General features: G+C 71.7%; 17 protein-coding genes. 8 read left to right on the plus strand and 9 right to left on the minus strand.

Going from position 1 to position 23,909, the window contains the following annotated elements:
- Window positions 1-62 precede the first annotated feature (62 nt).
- Window positions 63-2,084, minus strand: a complete 2,022-nt coding sequence (locus tag OG226_RS11600) for an MFS transporter (protein ID WP_329348828.1) — start codon at window positions 2,082-2,084, stop codon at window positions 63-65.
- Between the two features lie 192 nt (window positions 2,085-2,276).
- On the opposite strand from OG226_RS11600, the gene OG226_RS11605 reads away from it, so the two are divergent.
- The 4 genes from OG226_RS11605 to OG226_RS11620 all read left to right on the plus strand — a co-directional run bounded on the left by OG226_RS11605 (window position 2,277) and on the right by OG226_RS11620 (window position 11,908).
- A complete protein-coding gene (locus OG226_RS11605) occupies window positions 2,277-3,077 on the plus strand; it encodes a thioesterase II family protein (RefSeq protein WP_328677036.1) in 801 nt (266 codons plus the stop codon).
- Window positions 3,078-3,273: 196 nt separating this feature from the next.
- Window positions 3,274-4,095, plus strand: coding sequence for a thioesterase II family protein (locus OG226_RS11610; RefSeq protein ID WP_329348829.1), 822 nt, complete (start codon window positions 3,274-3,276; stop codon window positions 4,093-4,095).
- Between the two features lie 88 nt (window positions 4,096-4,183).
- Window positions 4,184-5,116: a TauD/TfdA family dioxygenase gene (locus OG226_RS11615; protein WP_329348830.1), complete on the plus strand. Its 933-nt coding sequence runs from the start codon at window positions 4,184-4,186 to the stop codon at window positions 5,114-5,116.
- A 72-nt stretch (window positions 5,117-5,188) separates the two neighbouring features.
- The gene (locus tag OG226_RS11620) at window positions 5,189-11,908 is read left to right on the plus strand and encodes a non-ribosomal peptide synthetase (RefSeq protein WP_329348831.1); all 6,720 of its coding nucleotides are present in this window, start codon (window positions 5,189-5,191) and stop codon (window positions 11,906-11,908) included.
- A gap of 167 nt (window positions 11,909-12,075) precedes the next feature.
- On the opposite strand, the gene OG226_RS11625 is transcribed toward OG226_RS11620, so the two are convergent.
- On the minus strand, window positions 12,076-12,426 hold the full coding sequence (locus tag OG226_RS11625) for an acyl carrier protein (RefSeq protein ID WP_328677040.1): 351 nt from the start codon (window positions 12,424-12,426) through the stop codon (window positions 12,076-12,078).
- Window positions 12,427-12,795: 369 nt separating this feature from the next.
- On the opposite strand from OG226_RS11625, the gene OG226_RS11630 reads away from it, so the two are divergent.
- Both OG226_RS11630 and OG226_RS11635 read left to right on the plus strand, forming a co-directional pair.
- The gene (locus OG226_RS11630) at window positions 12,796-13,356 is read left to right on the plus strand and encodes a hypothetical protein (RefSeq protein WP_328677042.1); all 561 of its coding nucleotides are present in this window, start codon (window positions 12,796-12,798) and stop codon (window positions 13,354-13,356) included.
- 13 nt (window positions 13,357-13,369) lie between these two features.
- Window positions 13,370-14,818, plus strand: coding sequence for an aldehyde dehydrogenase family protein (locus OG226_RS11635; protein WP_443066881.1), 1,449 nt, complete (start codon window positions 13,370-13,372; stop codon window positions 14,816-14,818).
- Between the two features lie 7 nt (window positions 14,819-14,825).
- On the opposite strand, the gene OG226_RS11640 is transcribed toward OG226_RS11635, so the two are convergent.
- From OG226_RS11640 to OG226_RS11650, 3 genes are all read right to left on the minus strand, one after another.
- Window positions 14,826-15,056 (minus strand): hypothetical protein, encoded by a 231-nt coding sequence (locus tag OG226_RS11640; RefSeq protein ID WP_329348833.1) that lies wholly within the window; start codon window positions 15,054-15,056, stop codon window positions 14,826-14,828.
- Window positions 15,053-16,315 (minus strand): beta-ketoacyl-[acyl-carrier-protein] synthase family protein, encoded by a 1,263-nt coding sequence (locus OG226_RS11645; RefSeq protein ID WP_329348834.1) that lies wholly within the window; start codon window positions 16,313-16,315, stop codon window positions 15,053-15,055. The genes OG226_RS11640 and OG226_RS11645 overlap by 4 nt, the downstream gene beginning before the upstream one ends.
- A 70-nt stretch (window positions 16,316-16,385) precedes the next feature.
- Window positions 16,386-17,405, minus strand: a complete 1,020-nt coding sequence (locus OG226_RS11650) for a ferritin-like domain-containing protein (RefSeq protein ID WP_329348835.1) — start codon at window positions 17,403-17,405, stop codon at window positions 16,386-16,388.
- 179 nt (window positions 17,406-17,584) lie between these two features.
- On the opposite strand from OG226_RS11650, the gene OG226_RS11655 reads away from it, so the two are divergent.
- The gene (locus OG226_RS11655; protein WP_329348836.1) at window positions 17,585-19,330 is read left to right on the plus strand and encodes an acyl-CoA dehydrogenase family protein; all 1,746 of its coding nucleotides are present in this window, start codon (window positions 17,585-17,587) and stop codon (window positions 19,328-19,330) included.
- Window positions 19,331-19,394: 64 nt separating this feature from the next.
- Here OG226_RS11655 and OG226_RS11660 read toward each other — a convergent pair whose 3' ends face one another.
- From OG226_RS11660 to OG226_RS11675, 4 genes are all read right to left on the minus strand, one after another.
- A complete protein-coding gene (locus OG226_RS11660) occupies window positions 19,395-20,768 on the minus strand; it encodes a helix-turn-helix domain-containing protein (RefSeq protein ID WP_329348837.1) in 1,374 nt (457 codons plus the stop codon).
- A gap of 135 nt (window positions 20,769-20,903) precedes the next feature.
- The gene (panD, locus tag OG226_RS11665; RefSeq protein ID WP_328677053.1) at window positions 20,904-21,275 is read right to left on the minus strand and encodes an aspartate 1-decarboxylase; all 372 of its coding nucleotides are present in this window, start codon (window positions 21,273-21,275) and stop codon (window positions 20,904-20,906) included.
- 111 nt (window positions 21,276-21,386) lie between these two features.
- Window positions 21,387-21,569 carry a hypothetical protein gene (locus OG226_RS11670; protein ID WP_328677055.1) on the minus strand — a complete coding sequence of 61 codons (183 nt, stop codon included), beginning with the start codon at window positions 21,567-21,569 and terminating at the stop codon, window positions 21,387-21,389.
- A 221-nt stretch (window positions 21,570-21,790) separates the two neighbouring features.
- On the minus strand, window positions 21,791-22,432 hold the full coding sequence (locus OG226_RS11675) for a 4'-phosphopantetheinyl transferase family protein (RefSeq protein WP_329348839.1): 642 nt from the start codon (window positions 22,430-22,432) through the stop codon (window positions 21,791-21,793).
- A 423-nt stretch (window positions 22,433-22,855) separates the two neighbouring features.
- Between OG226_RS11675 and OG226_RS11680 the strand changes: the two genes are divergently transcribed.
- Complete coding sequence (locus OG226_RS11680; protein WP_328677058.1) at window positions 22,856-23,851, plus strand: helix-turn-helix transcriptional regulator; 996 nt, start codon at window positions 22,856-22,858, stop codon at window positions 23,849-23,851.
- The last annotated feature ends 58 nt before the right edge of the window (window positions 23,852-23,909 follow it).

The raw sequence follows: 23,909 nt of genomic DNA on the forward strand, positions 1-23,909 counted from the left end.
CCGTCGGCCGCCGGTCGGCGGGGCGTTCCCCGGGTCGGCGGGGTTTCCGGTCCAGGTGTCGGTCAGTACGCGGGTGGCCGGCCCGGGACCGTCCTGGTCTTGACGAAACCGAAGAGGGCGATGCCCTTGATGACGACGCGCGGTGTGCCGGGCCTGCCGGTCCTGCGGGCGCCCCGCCTGCCGAACACACCGAACAGTCCGAAGCCCTTGACCTCGACCTCGATGTCCTCGGGAAGCAGGATCTCGGTGGCGCCCCACAGGGCGACGGCACGGATCTCGGTCTCCTGGCGGGCGAAGCGGGCCTCGGTGAGGTCGAGCCGTCCGCCGCCCCAGACCGACAGGGCGGTGAACCGGGGCGGCACGACCCACTCCCCCCTCCGCGCGAACCCGCCGAACACACCGACGGCCAGGGGCGAGGCGGGCGTACGGTCCACCACGAGCGCGTCCCTGGGACCCGGCACGGGCAGGTCCAGGCCGGCCGCCCTCAGTTCGCCGAGTGTCCTGGCCGCGTACACCGCGGCGAGCCGCTCGTCCAACTCACCCAGTTCCAGGCGTCCTTCGGCCACCGCCGTACGCACCCGCTCGGCGACGAGGTCACGGTCCCGGTCCGCGGCGAGGATGCCGTCGGCGGACGGCACGGCAGGTGGTGAGACGGGCGACAGGGCGTCCGCCTCCGGCCGGGCCCGGTCGGGGAACCCCGGGTGTTCGGTCATGCGGTCGCCCTTCTCCACGGCTGTGCTCGTGAGGATCTCCGGTCGAGCGGTGCCGTCCGGACCGCGGACGGCGGCGGCCGGGGAGACCGGAGCGAGCTCCCGTACCTCGGCCGGCGGACGGTCCAGGATACGCAGTTGGTGCCGGGCGACATGCAGCGCGAGCGCCAGCACCGCCATGACGACGGCGAGCACCCCGATGGCGCCGCGCACCCCGAGCGCGTCGGCGAGGAGACCCGCGCCGAGCGGACCGGCCCACTGCACCACCTGCACGCTGAAGCGGTGGGCCGACGCCACCCGCCCCAGATAGGCGTCCGGCACCAGCCGCACCTGGTACGACTCGGTCACCACGTTCAGCGGCACGATGCTGGCCATCGCGACCAGCAGCACCAGGCCGATCTGCCACGGCCGCGGCACCCACACGACAGCCCCGAAGCAGGCCACGAACATCCAGGCGGCCAGCCGCAGCACGGTCCGGGCGCCCAGCCCGCGCATCAGCGCCGGCCCGGCGACGGAACCCAGGAGACCGCCGGCCAGCGCGAGGGACGACGCGGTGCCGACCTCGGTGGGGCCGCCGCCGCGGAACTGCACGAGGACCACGAAGAGCAGGGTGAAGCCCTCCGTCACCGCGTTCAGCGCGGCGCCCCAGAGGATGGTGAAGACCAGGTAGTCGCTGCGGCGGATCATCCGCAGCCCGTCGGCCATGTCGGCGAACACGCCGGGGCGGGGGCCCGCGGGCCCGTCCGGACCCAGCGGGCGGCGGATCAGCGCCGAGGCGAGGGCGACGAACAGGAACGACACCGCGTCGAAGAGGAACGGCACCCAGCGGGCCAGCGAGTACAGCAGGCCGCCGAGCGGCGCGCCGACGAGGCGGGCCACCATGTCGCGCCCCATGCCCTGGGCCGTCGCGGCGGACACCTGTTCCTTGGGCACGATCCGGCGCAGCGCCGGCATCGACACCCCGCTGCGCAGCCCCGCCGCCAGGCCGCCCGCCAGGGCCAGGGCGTCCAGTGCGGCGATCGCGGGATCGCCCCGGTGGACGAGGAGGGCGATGGTGCCCATCGCGAGGGCCTGGAGGAGGGGGGCGAGGACCATGAGGGCGCGGCGCGAGACGCGGTCGGCGAGGGTCCCGCCGAGCGGCAGGGTGACGAGCGCGCCGATCATGTGGCAGGCCGTGATGCTGCCGGCCTGGGCGGCCGACCCGGTGGCGTGCAGGACCAGCAGCGGGAAGGCGAGCGTCGAGATGCTGGTGCCCAGCGCGGACACACCGTTGCCGGTCCACCAGTACATGTAGTCGAGGTTGCGCCACAGCGACCGGGGGGCGTTGTCCGCCTCGGCCCTGCTCTCCACGGCGGCCGACCGCGCCTTGGCCATACGCCCCTCACCCCCGTACCCGTCCCGAAGACCCGTCTGGGCGCCGGAAGTCCGTACCGCTGTCGTTCAGCGCATGCTGCTCGACGAGGGGGGACCGGAGCCAGGCAGCGCACCGGCAGCTTGGCCGGACCGGGCCCAAGTTGCCGCGGCGATGCCTGGCCGCCGCGGGCCGCGGTGCCGAGGCTGGCCGCCATGAGCGCATCCCACACCACCACCGCCAACTCCGCCTGGATCAGTGCCCGTTACGCACCCGTGCCGCCGCACACCCGGATCGTCTGTCTGCCGCACGCCGGCGGGGGCGCCGGTGTCTTCGGTGGCTGGCGGCCGCACGTGCCCGCGGGCATCGAACTGGCGCCGGTCGATCTGCCGGGCCGGGGGGCGCGGATCGACGAACCGGTCGCGGGCACCTTCGATGAGCTGCTGGACTCCCTGTTCGGGGCGCTGCGCGGGGAGTTCACCATGCCGTACGCGATCTACGGGCACAGCTTCGGTGCGTTGCTCGGCTACGAACTGACCCTGCGCATCGAGCGGGAGATCGAGCAGGGGGAGCCGCTGCTCGCTCCGGTCGCCCTGCTGGTGTCGGGGTCTCGGGCACCCCATGTGCCGCTGAACCGGGAGCCGGTCACCGACGGCGACGACGCGCGGCTGGTGTCCTGGCTGCGGGAGACCGGCGGGCTGCCCGAGGAACTCCTCGCCTTCCCCGGCTTCCTCACGGACCTGCTGCGGGCGGTGCGCAGTGACATCGCCTTCGCCGAGCGGTATCTGGTCCCGGGCCCGGTACCGGTGGCGTGTCCGGTGGTCGCCCTGGCCGGCCGCGAGGACACGGTCTCGCCGGTCGCGGACGTGGAGCCGTGGGCCGCGTACACGACCGCCGCGCACCGGCTGTGTGTCCTGCCCGGCGGCCACTACTTCCCGCAGAGCCGTGCCGAGGCCACCGTCCGGGCGGTCATGGACGGGCTGTTCGCGGTGACGGCGCCTCGGAACCTGTCCTAGGCAGCCGGTCGCGCACGGGGTCGGGCGAGGGGTCGGGCAACCGGCCAGGCAGCCCGGCGGCAGACCCGGTTGCCGGTCCGTATGCCTGGTTCCGGCCTGCGCACTCCGCCCACTATGCCGACATGACGGAAGGCCGTGCGGAACGGGCGCCGGCCGAGGCCGTCACAGACCGAGACCATCACAGACGGGGAATCGCATGGGCACGAACGCCGCCGCCAATGTCGCCGCGGAGCGTGGAGTCCGGCAGGCCGCGGAATCCGGTACGGGCGGACGCTCGTGCGCGTCGGGGCGTCCGTGGATCGTGGGCCGGATCCCCGCGACGCGCACCCGGCTGCGGTTGTTCTGTCTGCCCCCGGCGGGCGGCAGTTCGGGTTCGTTCGCGCCTTGGCGACTGGCCGCCGTACGACCGGACTTCGAGCTGGCCACCGTGGAGCTGCCGGGCCGGGGTGTGCGCGCCGGACAGCAACTGCCGCCCACCCTGGAGGAGTTGGCCGACGCGGTGCTCGACGGCATCGCCGAGGAGTTCGACATGCCGTACGCGCTGTTCGGCCACAGTTTCGGGGCCCTGCTCGGCTACGAGATCGCCGTGCGGGCGGGCCGGCGCGGACTCAACCCGCCGGCCGCCCTGCTGGTCTCCGCGTCCCGGGCCCCGCACGCGCCGGTACCGACGCGCGTGTCACGGCTGGCGGATCAGGATCTGCTGGAGCGGCTGAACAGCTTCGGCGCCTTTCCGCCGGAGCTGTCGCGCTATCCGGAGTATCTCCGGTACGCGCTGCGCACCGTCCGCCGCGATCTCGCCCTCGTCGAGGGCTACCAGCCCACCGAGGCGGTACGACTCGGGTTCCCTCTCCATGTGTTCGGCGGCGCCGGGGATCCGCTGGTGGGCGAGGAGCAGTTGGCGCGCTGGCGGGACTGCGCGGGCGGCGAGTTCACCTCGCGGCGGCTGCCGGGCGGGCACGACTACCTGTTCACCGCGGCGGCACCCATGCTCGGCGCGCTCGCCTCGACGCTGCGCTGACCAAGGCCGGCGAGCGGTGAGCAGCGGCCGACGGCGCGCCGGGGCGCAGCGCCGATCCAGTCCACAAGTTCCGAGGGAGTTGCGAGAGTTGAACGATCTGACGGGTATCAGCGTGCTCGAAGCGAACGGCGAGGGTCTGGAGAGCTTCACGCGCCGGCACGCCGAGGCGATCGACGAAGCCGTCGCCGGAAACGGGGCGGCCCTGATCAGGGGAGGCCGTGCCCAGGGCACCGAGGACTTCCAACAGGCGCTGAAATGGCTCGGGTTCGAGCCGCTGGCGTACACGGAGAGGTCCACCCCGCGCAGCGAGGTGGGCGCCGGCGTGTTCACGTCGACCGAGTACCCGCCGCGCGAGGTGATCCCGCAGCACTGCGAGTCCTCGTACGCGAGTGCCTGGCCCGCGCGGCTGGCGTTCTTCTCCGCGGTGCCGGCGTCGAGCGGCGGGGCGACCCCGATCACGGACGTGACGGCCGTCCTCGACCACCTCCCGGCCGAGGTGATCGAGACCGTGGAGCGGCGGGGCCTGCGGTACGTGCGCAACTACGGCAGCGGCGTCGGTCTCGACTGGCGCGACGCCTTCCAGACCGAGCGGCGCGACGAGGTGGACCTCTTCTGCGCGCAGGGCGGTCTGGAACGGGAGTGGCTGGAGGACGACTGTCTGCGCACCGTCCGCCGGGCACCGGCCCTCGCGACGCACCCGCGCACCGGACGGCGCCTGTGGTTCAACCACCTGGTCCTGTTCCACCAGTCGTCGCTCCCGTCCGGGGTGCGCGAGGACCTGGTGGCCGTCCTGGGCGAGGACGGACTGCCCAACGACGTGCTCTTCGGGGACGGTTCGCAGATCCCGGACGGGCTGGTGGCCACGGTCCGGTCGGCGTTCGAGCGCCGTCAGCAGCGCTTCGACTGGGCCCCGCACGACCTGTTGGTGATCGACAACATGCGCTGGTCGCACGGTCGGGAGGCGTTCACCGGGGAACGTCGTGTGCTGGTCTCCATGACGGACCTGATCACCCGCACCTGACATCGACCGCCGTCTGCCGCTCCCGCGTTCCGGCGCGGCCGAGCCCTGTCTGCCCACGGGGAGGACCTACCAGTGAACGAAGTGACCGAGTCACCCATCGAGGCCGCGCTGCCCCTCACCCCGTTGCAGCAGGGGATGCTCTTCCACGCGCTCTACGACACCGAGTCCGTGGACGTGTACACGATCCAGGCCGCGTTCGAGCTGCGCGGTGAGGTGGACGCCGGGCGGCTGCGCGCCGCCTGCGCGGCCGTACTGGCACGCCATCCGGTGCTGCGGGCCGGCTTCCGGCTGCGCAACAACGGCCGCCCGGTGCAGCTGGTACGCCGTACGGTGACGACACCCTGGACGGAGCTGGACCTGTCGGGGGAACCGGAGGCCGGGCGCCGGGTGCGGCTGCTGGCCTTCCTGGAGGAGGACCGGCTGCGCCGCTTCGACATGGCGGCGCCCCCGCTGATGCGGTTCGCCCTGCTCCGGCTGGGGCCCGCCCGGCACGCGCTGGTGCTGACGTACCACCACATCCTGCTGGACGGCTGGTCCCTGCCGCTGGTCCTGCGGGATCTGTGCGAGCTCTACGCGCGTACGGACCAGGGCGACGGCGGTGCCGCCGGCGCGGCCTCCGGTGCCGGGGATTCCGGTCCGGTCGCGGACTTCACCGACTTCCTGCGCTGGCTCGGGCGGCAGGATCCGGCCGCCGCGCGGCAGGCGTGGCGGGAGGCTCTCGACGGGCTGGAAGAGCCCACGCTGGTGGCTCCCGGCGCGGCCTCGGCGGGACTCGACGCGATGCCCGGAATGCTGCCCGTCACCCTGGACACGGAGGCGACGCGGGCGCTCACCGCCACGGCGCGGGCGCACGGCCTGACGCTCAACACGGTGGTGCAGGGCGTGTGGGCGCTGCTGCTGTCGTTGCTGACCGGACGCGATGACGTGGTCTTCGGCCAGACCGTGCACGGCCGGCCGGCCGAGCTGCCGGGCGCCGACTCCATCGTCGGTCTGCTGATGAACGCGGTGCCGGTGCGCGCGACCCTCTCTCCGGGCGAGTCCATGGCCCAGTTGTTCGCCCGCGTGCAGGACGAGCAGTCGGCCCTCGCCCCGTACCAGCACCAGGGGCTCGACGAGGTGCAGCGCCTGGCCGGGTTCAGCGCGCTGTTCGACACCTCGACGGGCTTCGGCAACGCGCCCTTCGACTGGACGACCGTCCAGGAGATCGCGCCCGGTCTGCGGCTGGGCCCGCTGGCGCAGACGGCCGACGCGGGCGGGCAGGAGATCAGCGGCTCCACCCACTATCCGCTGAGCGTCGTCGCCGTGCCGGGGCCGGAGCTGCGGCTCGAACTCAACTACCGGGCCGACCTGTTCGACCCCGAGCGCGTCGAGCTGGTCGCCTCCCGGCTGCGTCTGCTGCTCGACACCTTCACCCGCGCTCCCGGCACCTCCGTGGCGGCGATCCCGCTGCTGACCGAGGAGGAGCGGGCTCGGGTGATCGGCGTGTGGAGCCGCCGGCCCGGAGCACAGGGGGCGGCGGGACGCACCGGCTCCACGGTCGTCGAGCTGTTCGAGGGCCAGGTACGACGGTGTCCGGAGGCGACGGCGGTGGCCGACGGGCGCGGCTCGCTCGGCTACCGGGAGCTGGACGAGGCCGCGAACCGGCTCGCCCGGCTGATGTCGCGCCGCGGGGTCCGGCCGGGTGACCGGGTGGTCGTGGCGCTGCCGCGCGGCACCGACCAGATCGTCGCGATCCTCGCCGCGCTGAAGGCGGGCGCCTGTTACGTGCCGGTCGACCTCGCCTACCCGGCGGAGCGCATCGCCTTCCAGATCGACGACTCGGCTCCCCGGCTCGTCGTGTGCACCGACGCGGCCGCTCCGGCGCTCGGCGGACACGCCCCCGCGCTGCCGCTCGACGCCCCGGCCGTGACGGGCGAACTGGCCCTGCTGCCGGGTCATCCGGTGACCGACGACGAGCGAGGCGGTCCGGTACGGCCACAGGATCTCGCGTACGTCATCTACACCTCGGGGTCGACCGGGCGGCCCAAGGGTGTCGCCGTCGAACACCGCACGCTCGACGGCTATCTGGCCTTCGCCCGCTCCGCCTATCCCGGCCTCGCCCAGCAGGCCCTGGTGCACTCGCCGCCGTCCTTCGACCTGACCGTCACCGGCCTGTTCGGCCCGCTCACCATGGGAGGCGTCGTCCACGTCGTCGACCTGGAGAACTCGTGGGACGACGAGATCCCGGCGGGTGTCGGGCGCCGGCCCGCCTTCGTGAAGGCCACCCCGAGCCATCTGCCGATCCTGACGGCGTCCGAGGAGTGGCTGTCGCCCTCCGGTGAACTGGTGCTCGGCGGCGAGCAGTTGACCGGCGAGGCGCTCGCCGGATGGCGCGAGCGCAACCCCGGGGCGACGGTCGTGAACGAGTACGGTCCGACCGAGGCGACCGTGGGCTGCATGGAGTACCGGCTGGAGCCCGGGGATCCGCTGCCGCCGGGCGCGGTGCCGATCGGTGTGCCGGTGCCCGACGCGCGCGTCTACGTCCTCGACGGCTTCCTGCGACCGGTACCGGCGGGTGTCTCCGGCGAGCTGTACATCGGCGGCGAGGTGCTCGCCCGCGGTTACCTGAACCGGCCCGGTCTGTCCGCGGCACGCTTCGTCGCCGATCCCTTCGCGGGTGGCGGGACGCGCATGTACCGCACGGGGGACTTCGCCCGGTGGCGCTCCGACGGCGTCCTCGTCTACGGCGGCCGGACCGACGACCAGGTCAAGGTCCGCGGTTTCAGGATCGAGCTGGGGGAGGTCGAGAGCGCCCTGCTGGCCGACCCCGCCGTGGCACAGGCGGTCGTGGCGGTGCGGAAGGACGGGCGCGGGGCGCCGCAGCTGGCGGCATACGTCGTGGCTGCCCCGGGACGGAGGGCGGAGCCTGTCGCGCTCGCCGAACGGCTCGGGGCACGGCTGCCCGCCCACATGGTCCCGTCGTCGATCGTCCCGCTGTCCGAGCTGCCGGTGACCCGCAACGGCAAGGTGGACCGGAACGCGCTCCCCGCACCCGAACTCGCCCTCCCCTCAAGCGACTCGGGGCCTCAGCAGGCGGCCGACGGTCGCACGGCGGTCGTGGAGCCGGAGGAGCGTGCGGCGGTCCCGGAGTACGCCGAGCACGCGGCGGTCCCGGAGCCGGAGGAACCGTGGAGAACCGAGAGGCCACGGGAGCGGGAGAGGACCGAGCAGTCACCGGAATCCGGCACACCGCGGAAACCGGAGGAACCGCGGGAGTCCGAGGAGACCGAGGAGAGCCTTTCCGACACCTTGTCCCAGCTCTTCCTTCAGGTGCTGAACCTGGACGGTGCCGGGGCGGACGGCGACTTCTTCAGCCTGGGCGGCGACTCCATCACCGCCATCCAACTCGTCGCCCGCGCCCGCAAAGCCGGCCTCCGCCTCACCCCGAAACACATCTTCACCCACCGCACCGCCAGCGCCCTCGCCACCTTCCTCCGCCAGACCGACACCCCCACGCCCACGCCCACACAGAAGCCGGCGAAGGACTCGACCGTCCAGGACCTCGCGGACGCCGCCGAAGTCGCCGCCACCCTGGCCGGCCTGATCGGGCAGGTGCTGAACCTGGACGGCGCCGCCGCCGACGGCGACTTCTTCAGCCTCGGCGGCGACTCCATCACCGCCATCCAACTCGTCGCCCGCGCCCGCAAAGCCGGCCTCCGCCTCACCCCGAAACACATCTTCACCCACCGCACCGCCAGCGCCCTCGCCACCTTCCTCCGCCAGACCGACACCCCCACGCCCACGCCGGATCCCCCTGCGCCGACGGTCCAGGAGACGGCTCCCGCCGCCCTCCTCACGCCGATCATGCACTGGCTGCACGAACGCGGCGGCACCGTCGACGCGTTCCACCAGTCGACCCTGCTGCGCGTCCCGCCCGCGCTCGGCCTTGAGCACCTGGCGACGGCCGTAGGCACGGTGATGGAACGTCATGAGTCGCTGCGCGGCCGTCGGGACGGCGACGGCGGCCTGGTGCCGGAGCCGGTGTCGTCGACCGCGCCGCACGAGGTGGTACGCCGGGTGGACGTCTCGGAGCTGACCGAGGAGGCCGGACGTGCCGCCATGACCGCGTGCGCCCGGCAGGACGCCGGGGCGCTCGCGCCGGGCTCCGGAGAGATGGTGCGGGTCACCTGGTTCGACGCGGGCCCGGACCGGCAGGGCAGGCTGCTCGTCACCATTCATCACCTGGCCGTCGACGCGGTGTCCTGGCGCATCCTGCTCACCGATCTGCACGCCGCGCTGGAGAGCGCCCGCGCGGGTGCCGCGCCTCGGCCGGAGCCGGTGCCGGTGACGTTGCGCGAGTGGAGCGACCGGCTGCGCGGCGCCGCGCACAGCGCCGCGGTGCTGCGTGAACTCCCTTACTGGAAAAGCGTGTTGAGCCAGGACAGCGTCCGGCTCGGCGACGCCCCGCTCTCCCCCGTCCACGACATCTACGCGACGGCGGGCGAGCGGACCCTCACCCTTCCGACGGAACTGACCGGCCCGCTCCTCAGCACGGTCCCGGCCGCGTTCGGCTGCCGTACGAGCGACGTGCTGCTCGCCGGGCTCGCGCTGGCGGTAGCCGCCTGGCCGCCCGCGAAGGCCGACGGCACCACCGGCGTCCTGGTCGGCGTCGAAGGGCACGGCCGCGAGGAGATCGACGACGACCTCGATCTGTCCGGCACCGTCGGCTGGCTCACCTCGCTCTACCCGGTCCGCGTCGATGCCGGCGCCGGGGACTGGGCGGAGGGCGCCGGACCGGCCGGCCCGCGGCTGGCACGGGCCGTGCGCGACGTCACCGCGCAGCTCGCCGAAGTCCCGGGCAACGGGCTGGGATTCGGCCTCCTGCGCCATCTCAACCAGGTGACGGGCGGTGAACTCTCGGCCTTCGCCCCGCCCCGGATCGGGTTCAACTACCTGGGCAGACAGAGCACCGCGGGTGACGGCGACTGGAGCGTGGCACCCGAATCGGACGCGTTGCCGATCGGGGCGGACCCGCGCATGCCGATGCCGCACGTCGTCGAGGTGAACGCGTCGGTCGACGACGACCCGGCCGGGCCGCGCCTGGTGGCGCACTGGCTCTGGGCCCGGCTGCACCTCACGGACACCGACACGGCGGAGCTGGGCCGGCTGTGGTTCGACGCGCTGCGCGCCCTGGTGACACACGCGGCGACCCTGGCGGTGCCCCCGGTACCGGCCGGCGAGGTGGACGCCACGGAACTGGCGCTGCTCGCCCGCCGCACGGGCCTGCCCGTCGCCCGGGTGCTGCCGATGACGCCGTTGCAGGAAGGGCTGCTCTTCCACGCCCGTTACGACAGCCGGGGCCTGGACGTCTACAACGTCCAGATCGCGCTGGACGTCCACGGGCGGCTCGACCAGGAGCGGCTGCGGGACGCCTGCGACGCGCTGCTGCGGCGCCATCCGATGCTGCGGGCGGGCTTCCTGCACCTGCGGTCGGGCGAACCGGTGCAGGTCGTGCCCGAGGAGGTCCGGATGCCGTGGGAGTCGTACGACCTCACGGACCTCGGTGAGCGGGAACGGGACGAGCGGCTCGCCGGCCTCCTCGACGCCGACCGCCGCCGGCGCTTCGACCCGGCCGCTCCCCCGCTGATGCGCGGCACCTGGATCGCGCTCGCCCCCGACCACCAGCAGGTGGTCCTGACCATGCACCATCTCCTGGTGGACGGCTGGACCACCGCGCTGCTGCTGCGGGACCTGCTCGCGCTGTACGGCCGGGGCGAACACCACGCCCTGCCCGAACCCGCCGACTACGGCGGCTATCTGGCCTGGCTGGCCGTGCAGGACAGGACCGAGGCGAGGCGCGCCTGGCACGACGCGCTGGCCGACCTCAAGGAGCCCACGCTGGTCGGCGACGGCAGGGATACCGCGCGGGTGCGGGCACTGCCGGAGAGCCTGGTGGTCTCGCTGTCCGAGGAGCAGACGAGTGCGCTGCGCGAGGCCGCCCGCCGTACGGGAGTCACCGTCAACACGCTGGTGCGCGCCGCGTGGGCGCTGTGCCTGCACCGGTGCACCGGCCGGCGCGACCTCGTGTTCGGTGCCACCGTCTCGGGCCGGCCGGCCGAACTCCCGGACGTGGAGGCCATGGTGGGGCTGTTCATCAACACCGTCCCGGTGCGGGTGCGGCTCGATCCGGCGGAACCGCTGGCCGCGCTGCTGACCCGGTTGCAGGAGGAACACGCGGAGCTGCTGCCGTACCACCACCTGCCCCTGACCGACATCCAGCGGGCGGCGGGCCTGGGCACGCTGTTCGACAGCTGTGTGGTCTTCGAGAACTTCCCCCTCGCCGACGCCGGGCGCGCCGAGCCGGACGGCGGTCTGCGGCTGACGAAGGTGACGGGGTACGACGGCTACCACTACCCGCTGAAGCTCATGGCCGACCCGGGCCCGCGGCTTCGGCTGGAGATCAGCCACCGGCCCGATCTGGTCGACGCCGGACTCGCCGGGCAGATCACCGCACACCTGCGGGACCTGCTCGTCGAGTTGCCCGGCGCGACGAGCGAGCCGGTGGGGCGCTTCCTCACCTCGGACCCCGCGCCGTCGCACAGCCTCACCCAACGGCTGTGCGGCCTGATCGCCGAGGTACTCGGCCAGGACGACGTGGCCGCGGACGACGACGTCTTCGACCTGGGCTGCGATTCGCTGACGGCTCTGCGGCTGACGGGCCGTATCGAGGCGGTGCTGGACCGCACGGTCGACGTCGGGACCGTCTTCCGCTGCCGCACGGCACGGGCCCTCAGCCACGCGCTCACCCCCTGAGCCCGAGGAGCCGCGGCGACGGGCCGCCCGTCGCCGCGGCGGGGCCGGCACCAGCGGACACCAGCGGACACCAGCGGACACCAGCACGGACAGACGCCACGGGCGGCGGCCGGTTCTCCGGCCGCCGCCCGTGGCGTCTGCTGTTCGTCCGGTGCTACGGCCGGACGTTACCGGCCCTCGGGCGACCAGGTCGTTCCGTAGCGGGCGCAGATGGAGTTCACCTCGAAGTGGCTGGGCAGCGTGATGGACCCGTCGTCCACGTGGCCGCCGATCAGCCGGATGACGTCCGCGACCCGCTCCAGGGACATCGCCACCTCGGGGGTCAGGGCCTCCAGCCTGAACAAGTCCTCGATGGTGAAGCCGAGTTCGGCCAGCGCCAGTGAGTGGAAGCCGAGATCCTGCACCAGCCGGTGGTCCGGACCGACCGTGCCGGTCTTCTGCGGAGCGACCAGACGGACCAGCGTGCAGACCAGACCGGGGATCTCCGCCGGACTCACCATGACATCGGTTTCGGACATGTGCGAGCGCTCCTTTTGAGGATGTGCGGGCTGTGACGAGACGCGAGCCGGCACATCACGGCTCGGTCTGCGTCATCGTGCCGCGCCGCCACGGCACCCCACCAGGCAGTCGGACCGGCAAGCGCCGCTTCGTTCGCGCCGCGCGGGCACGGACCGGTCTGCCGTGAAATTGCCGGTCCACCTGCCTGTTCACGGGCCTCACTTGGACCCAGAATCCCGATGGCGCAAGGTGTCCAGGCCGTGTTGCGTCCGCGAAGGGCGGCCTGGCTTACTGGCACGGCATGGCCGGCGCACCCCACCTGCGCCGGACCCATGGACACCGGGCGGGACGTACTGCGGGCACGACGTGCCCGACGGGGAGGATGGACAGTGACCGACACCCTGCACACGGGGCTGACGACGGCGAGCCTGCTGGCCGCGGACAAGGGCGACGGCAGCGACTTCGTCCTCTACTTCAACACCATTCTGATCGTTGTCATCGTGACCGTCGTCATCGTCCGCCAGTTCACGGTCCGGGCGGTCACCCAGCGCATGTACTTCTGGGTGGGTGTGCTCATCGTCCGCGGCTGCATCCCGCCGGGCCCGGCCGAGTTGAAGCCGGGGAGCATCGTCCTGCTCGTCCTCTCGCTGCTCGCGTCGGTCGCCTTCGGCTACTGGCGGGGCGCGGCCTTCCCCATGTGGAAGGAGAGCGACGGACGTGTGCTGCGCAAGGGCGACCGCCGCATCCTCCTCCTGTGGCTCGCGACCGTCGCCGTCCGGCTGGTGTTCGGGACGATCGGCGCGGTCGCGTTCGGCGAGGCCTTCAACGCCAACGCGCTGTGGCTCGGTATGGGCGTGACGCTGGCCGTACAGCACGTGATCATGATGCGCCGCAGGGACGAGGCACCGCTGAGGGCGGCGCAGACCGAGGCAGAAGCAACAAGTCGCTGAAAGGTGCCCCCGATTGAACACGCAGACGCTGACCGAGCGCCCGTCGACCGTGGAGCGGGGGGTGTACGTCGGCGGAGTGTGGCGGCCCGTGACGGACGACGCGCCGACGATCCGGGTGACGAACCCGGCCGACGAACAGGTCATCGCCGTGGTGACGGCGGCCACCGAGCAGGATGTGGACGCCGCGGTCACGGCCGCGCGGACGGCGCTGCCCGGGTGGGCCGCGACGCCTCCCGCCGAACGGGCCGCCCACCTGGCCTCGTTGGAGAGCGGTCTGCGTGCCCGGGTACGGGAACTGGCCGCGACGATCACGGCGGAGCTGGGCGCCCCGCTGGCGCTCAGCCGGATGGTCCACGTACGGACGCCGCTGACCGTGCTCGCCTCGTACGCGGAGCTGGCCGCCCGCCATCCCTTCGAGGAGCGGATCGGCAACTCCCTGGTCCTGCACGAACCCGTGGGTGTGGTGGGCGCGATCACGCCGTGGAACTACCCCCTGCACCAGGTGATCTCCAAGGTGGCCCCGGCCCTCGCGGCCGGGTGCACGATCGTGGTCAAGCCGTCCGACCTCACACCGCTGACCACCCGGCTGCTGACCGAGTGCGTGGCCGCGGCGGGTCTGCCGGACGGCGTCTTCAACCTGGTCACCGGCGGCGGGACGGCGGGCCGCGCCCTGGTCGCGCACCCCGGGGTCGACCTGGTGTCGTTCACCGGTTCCACCCAGGTCGGACGGCAGGTCGCCGCTGTCGCGGCCGGTGCCGTCAAGCGGGTCACCCTTGAACTCGGCGGCAAGTCCGCGAACGTGATCCTGCCGAGCGCGCGTCTGGACCGGGCGGTCCGCGCGGGTGTCTCCAACGTGTTCACCAACTCCGGTCAGACGTGCAGTACTTGGAGCCGGATGCTGGTCCACGAGAGCCGGTACGAGGAGGCCGTCGCGCTGGCCGCCGAGGCCGCGGCCGGCTACGCCCCCGGCGATCCGCTGGATCCCGCGACCCTGATGGGCCCCCTGGTCGACGCGGGTCAGCGCGACCGGGTGCGCGCGTGCGTCGTGCGGGGCGTCGAAGAGGGGGCACGGCTGGTCACGGGCGGCCCCGAGGCGCCGGAGGGACTGCCGAAGGGGTACTTCGTACGCCCCACCGTCTTCGCCGACGTCACCGAGGACATGTCCCTCGCCCAGGACGAGATCTTCGGTCCGGTGCTGTCGGTCATGCGGTACACGGACGAGGACGACGCCGTGCGTATCGCCAACGGGACCGTGTACGGCCTGGCCGGTGCCGTGTGGGCGGCCGAGGTGCCCGAGGCGCTGGCGTTCGCCCGTCGCCTCGACACGGGCCAGGTCGACATCAACGGCGGGCGCTTCAACCCGCTGGCGCCCTTCGGCGGTCACAAGCAGTCCGGGATCGGCCGTGAACTCGGCGTCCACGGACTGACCGAGTTCCTTCAGACGAAGTCCTTGCAGATGTGACGGGGGTTCAGTCCCGGGGGTCGGGGCGGGCCGCGTGCACAGCGCGGGGGCCGGCCCCGCTCCCCGGCTCCTCCGGCGGTCCCGGCTCTCCGGCGGGCGGCTGCTGGACCGGCGCGGTGCGCAGGCGCTGTCCGGCCCGGTGGAGGATGGCCGAGGTCAGCTCCCAGCCCGAGGCGATGGTCCCGATGTCCAGGTCGGAGAACGGCCCGCGAGAGGCCGTGCCGCCCTGCGGGGTCATGCGTGCGTCCGGAAGGCGAGGGTCACGTTGTGCCCGCCGAAACCCGCGGAGTTGCTCACGCAGGCGACGGCGTCCTCGGGCAGGGCACGGGGGCTGTCCCGGACGACGTCGAGTCCGATCCGGGGGTCCAGCAGCTCGATGTTCATCGTCGGCGGCGCCGTCCTCTCACGGAGCGCGAGCACGCTGGTGACGGCGGCCAGCGCCCCCGAGGCACCCATCAGATGTCCGGCGGTCGACTTGATCGCGGAGACCGCGTAGCCGCCGTCGCCCAGCACCCTGCGGATCGCCAGACTCTCGGCGAGGTCGCCCTGTGGCGTGGACGTGGCGTGCGCGTTGACATGCGCGATGTCACGCGGACTCAGGCCGGCGTCGGCCAGGGCCTTGCGCAGTGCCGCCGCCGCGCCTCGCCCGCCGGGCTCCGGCGCCACGATGTGGTGGCCGTCGGCACTGATGCCGGCGCCCGCGAGTTCGGCGTGGACGCGGGCCCCGCGGGCGCGCGCGTGCCGTGCCGACTCCAGGACGAGGACGGCGGCGCCCTCGCCCATGACGAATCCGTCGCGCTGGGTGTCGTAGGGGCGGGAGGCGTGTTCGGGGTCGTCGTTGCGGCGCGACATCGCCCGCATGCTCGCGAACGCCGCGATCGCCAGCGGCTGGATGATCGCCTCCGTGCCGCCGACGGCCACCACGTCGGCGCGGCCCAGCCTGATCATGTCCAGACCCGCCGCGATCGCCTCGGCGCCCGCGGCGCACGCGGAGGTCGGACTGTGCACCCCCGCCTGGGCGTTGATCTCCAGTCCGATGTGTCCGGCCGAGCCGTTGATCATCATCTTCGGCATCGTGTGCGGCGAGAGCCGCCGCGCACCCTGGGTGCGGATCTGTTCGTGGCCCTCGACGAGCGTGCTCAGCCCGCCGATGCCGCTGCCGAGGACCGCGCCGACCCGTTCCGGCTCCGGGTGGCCGGGCTCACCGGCCCGGCCGAGGAAACCGGCGTCCGCCCACGCCTCCCGCACGGCGATGAGCGCGAACTGGGTCGCCCGGTCGAGCTTTCGCGCCTCCACGCGGTCCAGTACGAGGCCCGGGTCCACGGCGGCCGGCGCCGCGATGCGGACGGACAGGTCGGCGGGCCAGCCGGCGCCGAGCCGGGTCGACGCCGGGCGGCCGTCGAGCAGCGTGGCCCAGGTGGACTTGACGTCTCCCCCGAGCGGTGTCGTGACACCCATTCCGGTGATGACGACATGGTCCCTTGCGTGCACGGACATATGAGGTCCCCCAGTGGTTCGACGCGGTGATCCGGCGCGGTGATCCGGCACTCCGGCAGCACCGACGGCGTCAGGCTGCGCTGCGGAACGCCTCCGGTCGCGCGAGGTTCTCGCTCAGGAACAGGTCCCTGAGTTTCGGAGTGAGCAGTCCCAACTGCCGGAGCAGATGAATGACCTGCTGGAACAGAAGCTGCCGGTAGCCGAACATCATCGGGTCCGTCCGGGCGAACCTGATGCCCTTCTCCACGTCGAGGTCCATGCGTTCCCAGACTTCTTTCAGCAGAAAGCGTCGGGACATCAGATGGATCGCCTCCAGCAGGAACTTCTCGCGCTGGTCGAGTTCGGCGGATGTCATTCCGTCGTAGAGACCGGCGAGGGCGACGGAGCCGAATCCGACGTGCCGGGCTTCGTCCCGGGCGATCATCTTGGTGATCGAGGTGATGATGGGGTCGCCGAATCCGCTGCCCGCGAGGCGGGTCGCCGCCAGTGCCAGTCCTTCGACGACGACCTGCATGCCGAGATAGACGATGTCCCATTCCGACTCGGCGAGGAGATCCCGCAGCAGTGCCTTGAGGCCGGGGTTGATGGGATAGGACTCGCCCAGCTTCTCGTCGATGTAGCGCGCGTACGCCTCGACGTGCCGGGCCTCGTCGGCCACCTGCGAGGCGGCGTAGACCTTGGACTCCATGTCGGGGACGGTCTCGACGAGCCGGGCGGTGGTGACCAGCGCGCCCTGTTCGCCGTGGAGGAACTGGCTCACCATCCATGCCTGGTACTGCCAGCGGAACTCGTTCAGCCGTTCTTTCGGTACGGGGCTCTCATGGTCCACGACGAATGTGGCCATCCCGGCACTGAATTCGTCGGTGAGCGACGCCCCGAAACGGACGTCGTAATCCCAGTTGATATCGGTGTCCGCGTTCCACTGGGAATTCTTGTTCTTCTGGTAAAGGCGCCAGATGCGATTGTCGCGTTCGCCGTAGTCCCAGGTGAGGCAGGCACGGATCGACGCGTCCACCTCCATGAGGTCCGACCTGGCCTGGTCAAGAGTGAAGAGAGTCGAGTCGGACTCACTACGGAGTTTGTCAGCCATGGCTCAACTCTGGGATTACGGCCGCCGTGCAGCCAGGTACACACCGGGCAACTGAGCGGCAGTCTCGATTGCCGGTGCCCTACCTGGATGCGCCGTCGCCACGCCGACCAGCATGACCGGTGAGCCACACCATGACGGATGTCGGCGAACTCGTCCCGGAATTCACTGGAGATGCCCCCATGGCGCAGACCACGCGCGGCCGGCCGACCCTCGATCTCGTCACGGATCTGGAACGCACACTCGGCGATCCCGAGGTGGGCGACGGCCCGTTCAGCTACGCGGCGATCGTCGCCCACGAGGAACGGAACGAACTTCCGCCCGGCGCGGTCGAGTTGGCCCGCGCCTGGGGATTTCCCCAGTTCCTGGTGCCGCGCGAGTGCGGCGGACGGCTGAACAACCTCGAAGAGGTCTTCATGCTGACGCGCTCCCTCGCGCGCCGGAACCTGACGATCGCGGTGATGTTCGGGTCCGCGCTGCTGGGGGTCAACCCCGTCTGGGTCTGGGGGAACGAGGAGCAGCGCAGGCGGGTGGCCAACGGGCTGCTCGACGGCGACCTCGCCTGCTTCGCCGTGTCGGAGCCCGATCACGGGAGCGACCTCCAGGGCAACGAGACAACGGCCCGGGCGGAGGGCGGGGAGTTCGTGCTCAACGGGGAGAAGTGGCCGGTCGGCAACGCGACCCGCGGCCGCTTCGTGACCGTGTTCGCCACCACGGAGAACCGCCGCCAGTCGCTGCTGCTCGTCGACAAGGAGCAGTTGGCTCCCGGGAGTTGGAGCAACCATCCGTTCGTCCGGACGGTCGGGCTGCGCGGTCACGATCTGAGCGGCATCGCCTTCCACGACGCGCGGATCCCGCGCGACGCGGTGCTGGGGCGCGGCGGCGCGGGCCTGATCGAGGTCCTCAAGGCGCTCCAGATCACCCGTACGGCCATCGGCGCACTCTCCATCGGAACGATGGACTCGGTGCTGCGCATCGGCCTGCGGTACGCGCACGAGCGTTCCCTCTACGGCGCCGAGATCCGGCAGATCCCGGTGATCCGCCGGCATCTGCTGCACGCGCACCTCGATCTGCTGATCGCCGAGTGCACGGCGATTCCGGTGGCCCGGTCGCTGTCCGTCGCGCCCTCCCGGCTGAGCATGTGGTCGTCCGTCGTGAAGTACCTGGTACCGGTCATGGCCGAGGGCGCGATCCAGGACATCGGGCGCGTGCTGGGCGCCCGCGGGTATCTGCGTGAAGGAGTCGCCGAGGGGGCGTTCCAGAAGCTCCAGCGCGATCACGCCATCGCGAGCATCTTCGAGGGCACCACCCATGTGAATCTGCACAACATCGCGGCGCAACTGCCCAACCTGGCCCCGGTGGCCGGGACTTCCGCGCCCGGAGGTGCGGAGATCCTCGCGGACCTGTTCGACTGGAGCGGGGAGGCGCCGACCTGGCGGCCCACCGAGCACGTCCTGCAGCTGACGAACGCCTGCGAGGACGAGATCACGCGCGGCTGGGGCGAGGCGTCGGCCGAGGCGTCGGCCACCGCGGCGAAGCATCTCGACCCGGCGGAGGCGGCCGATCTGACCGGGATCCTCCACGCGTTCGGCGTGCGGCGCGCGGCCTTCTACGCGGGGCTGACGGCCGAGCCCGTCGAGGCGATGTCCGTGGCCGGCCAGGACGCCGCCGCCGAGCACTGCGTGCACCACGCCGCCGCGTCCTGTGTGTACACCTGGCTGCACACCTTCCGCGACGAACGCGGTGTGCCGGCCACCACCGGCTGGCTCGTCCTGGTGCTCCAGCGTCTGCTGCAGCGGCTGGAACCGACGACGGAACTCAGCGCCGCGTACGTCCCCGGTATCGAACGGGCGATGGAGGACAGCCTGGCCACCCCGTACCGCTTCTCCGTGCGCCACCTCAAGGAAGCGGCGGTGCAGGCGAGTTGAGGACGCGCCGACGGTCACGTGCGGCGGCTCGTCCGCATACCGCCGTGACCGTCGGGCTCGGCTCTCAGGCCGGGGACAGCAGTTCGTCGGGCCGCAGGCAGGCCGGTCCTTCCGGCGCGCCGAGGTACTCGCGTACGACGGAGTAGGACTCGTACTCGTAGCGGATGCCTCGCCTGATGCGTACCAGGGAGGCGTCGGTGAGTTCGCCGAGCAGTCCGACGATACGGCCCCGCTCCGTGTCGTCCCCGGCGCTGTGTCCGAGCAACACGTCCTCGGCGGTGTAGACCTTCTGCCGCAGCGCCAGTCGGCGGAGCAGCAACTGCTGTTCCGCCGAGAGCAGTTCGACGCTCCAGCGCACGCTGTCGGTCAGTGTCCGGTGCCGGGACAGCCCGCTCGTGTCGATGCCGTCCAACATCTCCAGTGACGACTCGGTGCTCACCAGCATCTCGACCGGGACCGACCGGACCCGGCGGGCGGCGAGTTCGATCGACAGGGGCAGTCCGTCGAGCCGTTCGCACAGCGCCGCCACCAGGGGCAGCTGTCCGCTGAGGTCCAGGGTGGGCACGCCCGATCCGACCCGGCGCAGGAACAACTCCACGGCGGCCGGTACGTCGCCGTCGTCCAGTGCGTGCACGGCCAGGGGCTCGACCTCCCAGGTGTCGGCGGACGGGACCGTCAGCGGGCGCCGTGACGTGACGACGAAGTGCGCCGCCGGGAAGGCCCCCATCAGCTCGTGGGTGAGCCGGGACACCGTCGTCACCACGTGCTCCGCCGTGTCCAGTACGACGAGCCGGCGGCCCTCCGTCTCCCCGGCGCCCGGGGCTCCCGGCCCGACGGCCCGCAGGACGGCGGCCCGCACCGCCTCCACGGCCTGGGCGGTGCCGTGCCGTTCCGCGGGGCAGTGGGACAGGTCGACGACCGCGACGCCCTCGGCGAACAGCGGCTGGAGGGCCGTGGCGGCGGCCAGCGCCAGCCGTGTCTTGCCCACCCCGCCGGGCCCCGTCAGCACCAGCAGCCGGCTGCGCCGGACCGTGTCCACCACATGCCGCAGGTCGGCGCCACGGCCTACGAACTCGTCGAGCGGCGCCCGCACACCCCGCCAGCGGGCGGGGTCGACCGAACCCGTCCGCTCCGAGGGCCGGTCACGCTGCGCGGGGATCCAGAGCCGGACGGCACCGGCGCCGCCGGCGTTCGGCCCGCTCTCCGCCAGTGCGGACAGGGAGGTGCCGAACGCCTGCAACAGCAGGTCGATCGAGGTCCTGCGCGGGTTCGTGTTGGCGCCCGTCTCCAGATTGCGGATGGTGCGTACGCTCACGCCGGAGCGTTCGGCCAGTTCTTCCTGTGTCCAGCCGACGGCTCTGCGCCGGCCGAAGAGGAACGCGCAGATCTGACGGACATCCATCATCCCGACCGTTCCCAAGTCATCAGCGTGCAGCATCGAAATGCCTCCCCCATACCCGTTCGACACTTCTCTTCCCATGACCGACCGCGCCGAGGGGCACGGGAGCCGTCTCCCGTCCCCCTCGGCCGCGCCGGCACCCGTGACACCCCGTCCGACGCGATCGGTCACGGGTTACGCGGTGGGGTCGTTGCCCACCTTCACGATCTCGTTGGCACCGTTCACGAAGACCACCCGCGGCTCGTACTTGGCCGCTTCGGCGTCGTCCACCGCGGCGTAGGCGATGATGATGACGGTGTCTCCGGGGTGCACGAGTCGGGCCGCGGCACCGTTGATGCAGACCACCCCGGTGTTCCGCTCGCCCTCGATGACGTACGTCTCAAGGCGGGCGCCGTTGTTCACATCCACGATGTGGACCTGCTCGCCGGGCAGCAGGTCGGCTTCCTCCATGAGGACCGGGTCGAGCGTGAGCGAGCCGACGTAGTGGAGATCGGCCTCGGTGACGGTCGCTCTGTGGATCTTCGACTTGAGCATGGTGCGCTGCATGATCCGCGTGGCTCCTCTTGGGTTGGGCTACCAGGTTCGGGAACTGATGCAGGGCGGGGCGGTTTCCGGACTCGGGCCCCCGCCCCGCGATTCCGGCCGAAAGGGTCCGGGTCAGCCGAGGATGTCGCCCACCGGGAAGTGGGGCAGGAGGTCCCACCCGAGGGAGTCCGAGGAGTTCTGGGTGGTGGGGACCTCGCCGCCGGGCGAGTCGGCCTGGGCGGTGCCGCCCAGGACACCCAGGGAAAGGAAGAGGGCACCAGCGGTGGCAGCAATGACTCGGACGCTTCTGGACACGACGTTTCTCCCCGTTTGAATACCAGTGATATGCGAGGGGCAGCCGCGAGACTTGTCGAGCAATCCCCCCACATGAATCCTGCTCGAATGGGTACTCGAATCGGAAGCGATTAAAGTGGCAGGAAATCACGGCTGTCAGAAGTGCGACACCGAGTAAGGGAACAGCAAAATCGCCGCGGAGCACGGTTCTTGGCGTCCGCTCTATCGCGATATGACCGCGATCACCCGGCGGGCACGGAGACGGCGGCCAGCAGCAGACCGCGGGCCGCGGCCCAGCGGCCCGTCACCCTGCCCAGTCGGGCCCCGCCGGCAGGGGGGATCGGCACCGAGAGCCGGACCGTGAACGTGCCGTCGGGTGACAGCCGCACATCCGCGTCGCCGTAGTCGAGCCAGCGTCCGGTCAGCGGCGACCAGACCTTGTAGACGGCCTCCTTCACGCTGAAGACGAGCCGGTCCCAGGCGACCTGCGCGCCTTGGCCGGCCCGCAGCACGTCCAGTCGGGCACGCTCATCGGCCGAGAGCGCGCGGGCGGCGACGGCCACCGGGAGCGGGACGTCGACCTCGGCGTCGATGCCGATCGCCGCGAAGCCGGACGAGCGGCCCACCACGGCGGCACGGTACCCCGGACAGTGCGTCATGCTGCCGACGCAGCCCGCGGGCCAGACCGGAGCGCCCCGACGGCCGGGCAGCAAGGGGGCGGGCGGCAGCCCCAGTTCGGCCATCGCCAGCCGGGCACAGCCCCGCACGGTGGTGAACTCACGGCGGCGCTCGGCCACCACGCCGTCGACGAGCCGGGCCTCGGCGGGATGGAGCACCATCCGTGCGGCCGGGCCGGTGTCGCCGAAGTCCTCAACGGCGGCCACACCGTGCGGAATCAGCCCCTCCATCACATTCCGGGACGAGTCCGCCCGTCCATGATCCGCCCACCCCCGAATTTCAGCCATACACCCATCCGAAGACCGTGCGACACCGGCTCGCCGAGGCGGGTGCCGCAATTTATTACCGGCCAGTAACGAGAAACCCCATGGCTCGATTTACTCCGCTATGGCGCGATGTAAAGCAGGTTTAACTTCGGGCATTACGGAATACGGCCAGCTATACCCAAGCCATCCGGGGACCTCTTGAGTAGGCTGCCCTGAGTCGGCTGCGCTGCGGGTGGCCCGCCTTTCGCCGGGCGACCACCTGTGCAGTCACCGCCGGTTCGGTCCGCACCCGAGCACGGGAGACACGAAGTGGGCCTGGGCGACGCTCTACGAGCACAGGCACCGCACAGGGGGAAATTACATATGGGCTATTCCTTACACGATCTCGGCCTCGACGAGTCCGCAGATACCGTTTACCGGGCCATTCTCGGGAGGAGACGCTGGCGCATCGACGAAATCGCCGACCACCTCTCCCTTCCCGTCGACCGAGTAAACAGAACGATAGAACGGCTCGCCGCCCTGAACCTTGTCCAACGGCCGGACAGACACCAGGACACCGTGGTACCGGAGGACCCGCAGATCGCCCTGCGCTCCCTCCTGCTCCGCAACGCGGCCGAACTACGCTTCAAACACGAGCAGTTCGAGACGAGTCGCACCGCGGTGGCCAAACTGCTCGACGACTTCACCGATCTCTACCCCGGCGTGGAACAGAAGCACATCGAAAGCCTTGTGGGCGTCGATGCCATTCGTGAACGCCTCACCGATCTGGCCGGGTCGGCAACGCGCGATTGCATGACGTTCAATCCCGGCGGCGCACAATCCGAAAGCGCACTCGCCGCCAGCATGCCGCTCGACAAGGAAGTTATCAGCAGAGGCGTACTGATGAGGACAGTGTATTTGGACAGTGCACGCACTCATACTCCGACCGCCCGATACGCACACTGGTTGACCGAATTGGGCGGCCAGGTGCGCACCACTCCCACACTTCCGCTCCGCATGGTCGTAATAGACCGGGAGACGGCACTGCTGCCCGTCGACCCGGAGAACACCCGCCGTGGCGCGATTCAGATCACGGCCCCCGGAGTCATCGCCGCGCTGGTCGCCCTCTTCGAGAACACCTGGGCGTCGGCCGTGCCGCTCACGTCGGAGCTGGACACCTCCGACGAGAACGAACTGTCCCGGCAGGAGCGGGAGATACTCAGCCTCCTCGCCGAGGGCCACACGGACGCCGTCGTCGCGAACAAGCTCGGCGTCTCCCAGCGGACGGTGGGCCGGGTCACCTCCGACCTCATGAGCCGGCTCGGTGCGCGCAGCCGCTTCCAGGCGGGCAGGCACTCCGCCCTCCAGGGCTGGCTCTGAACCCACCGAAGCGCAGCGGGGCCGGGCGCCCCGGCCCCGCTGCGCGTCCCCCGGACGA

The organism is Streptomyces sp. NBC_01261 (genome assembly GCF_036226385.1).
In the GTDB taxonomy this organism is placed as follows: domain Bacteria; phylum Actinomycetota; class Actinomycetes; order Streptomycetales; family Streptomycetaceae; genus Streptomyces.